This is a genomic window from Acidovorax facilis (genome assembly GCF_023913775.1).
In the GTDB taxonomy this organism is placed as follows: domain Bacteria; phylum Pseudomonadota; class Gammaproteobacteria; order Burkholderiales; family Burkholderiaceae_C; genus Acidovorax; species Acidovorax facilis.
Map to the genome: position 1 here is coordinate 1 of NZ_JAMXAX010000277.1, position 1,475 is coordinate 1,475.

The following is a 1,475-nucleotide window of genomic DNA, read 5'->3' on the forward strand; positions in this document are numbered from 1 at the left end:
GCAGGGCTATCAACATGGCTTCACTCCCTGGGTGGATTGCAAGGACTCTATCAACTCCTTTAGAACCGCTCGCGCCATGAAGAGTGGATAGCGTTTGGAGTCTATGCAATCGTCCGGGATGTGACAGCTAACTAGCATGTCGTCGTGGGTTGTCAGTAAATCGTCCTTGCGACTGAACAGCATCGACACCGGCCATGAACCTCGAGCGATGCAGAGCGCAAGATATTCGTAAGCTGTGTAAACTTCAGGCGCCAGGAACGTGGATTCGAATTGATCAACAATGAACACCGCGTGCTTGTCGGCAAGGTTTTCGCTCATCCGCGCGATTGCGTCATTCGCTTCCTCGAATGACGCGAGCTTGTAACTCGGACCGACAAATCGCTGGATTAGCTTCAAGACATCTTCTCCAGATTGCACATCGCGCGCGTCGTGCAACTCAACTCTGTGGCCTGCTGTTGACCATTGATGCGCTAAGACAGACAAGAGGCTGCTCTTGCCCACCCCAGACCGTGCCTTAAGTTCCACGACCAGCCCAGTTCCTTGGCCGCTTACAAGCGCGCCCGCTCGCTGAATCTTGTCTTTACGTCCGACGAAATGTGCAAAGCCTGCTGGCCGTCTGTAGTCGAGCCAGTCCACAGCAGTAATGAGGCCGCTCGGAATTTCCCGTGCCGGGATATTGATGTTTAAAGGTGCTGACTTCTCCCATACAGCTTCCAGCTCCTGCAACGCTGGCAAGCTCGTACGGAGCATCTGAAGCAAACTCTGATCGCTGACAGTCGAGCCGCTCGAACCAACGAGTGCGAACCGGTCGTCGAATGCACCCTCCTGACCAGATCCGACCACAGCGATGAACGTTCCGCGATTGGTGTGGACGATGCTCTGGGTAGACGCAAAAGGAACTAGCTCTTTGGTGGTGGACTTGGCACCGTCAACAGTCGGGAGCTTTAGCACTTCGCGAATGTGAGACTCCAACTCCGACCCACATTTCACACTCAGACGGAAAGACGTTTTCTCGTGAAGATTTCGTAGATAGTCTTCAGCTTCAGGAGAAAGCGAACTAATCGACAAGAAAACGGCGCTGTATGGAGGGGTCTGTACAAGGAATGGAAGGGCCTTCCCCACAAACGCCGAGACTTCTTTCCCTCCAATCGTCTCAGTGTGCGCTTTCGCTTCGCCAATGAGGGGGTGGTTGTCAACATCGTGACGGCCATGAAGGTCGTACTCAAGTGATGATGTCTTCCGACGATTAATGTCGACCTCGAATCCAGAGCCGCGAAGGTAAGTGCGGAGAAGCTCCTCGAATAACATTCCGCGATGGAAGGAGGCGTTAGAGGAGTCCTGTGCGGTGGAGTAGAAGTAGATCAAGGTTGCCCCGCCATGATGGTGTAGTTTCAGGCATTAATTGGTGATGCTACGGCATGTGGTCTACAGAGAAACGGCGCCTTCAAACTCGTGGGCCGCCCACTTGTCTACCG

At 53.7% G+C, this 1,475-nt stretch carries 1 protein-coding gene; it reads right to left on the bottom strand.

Features of this window, described 5'->3' with window-relative positions:
* Positions 1-9: 9 nt before the first annotated feature.
* Positions 10-1,365 (bottom strand): nSTAND1 domain-containing NTPase, encoded by a 1,356-nt coding sequence (locus tag NFX52_RS30110; protein WP_055402326.1) that lies wholly within the window; start codon positions 1,363-1,365, stop codon positions 10-12.
* Positions 1,366-1,475: the final 110 nt, after the last annotated feature.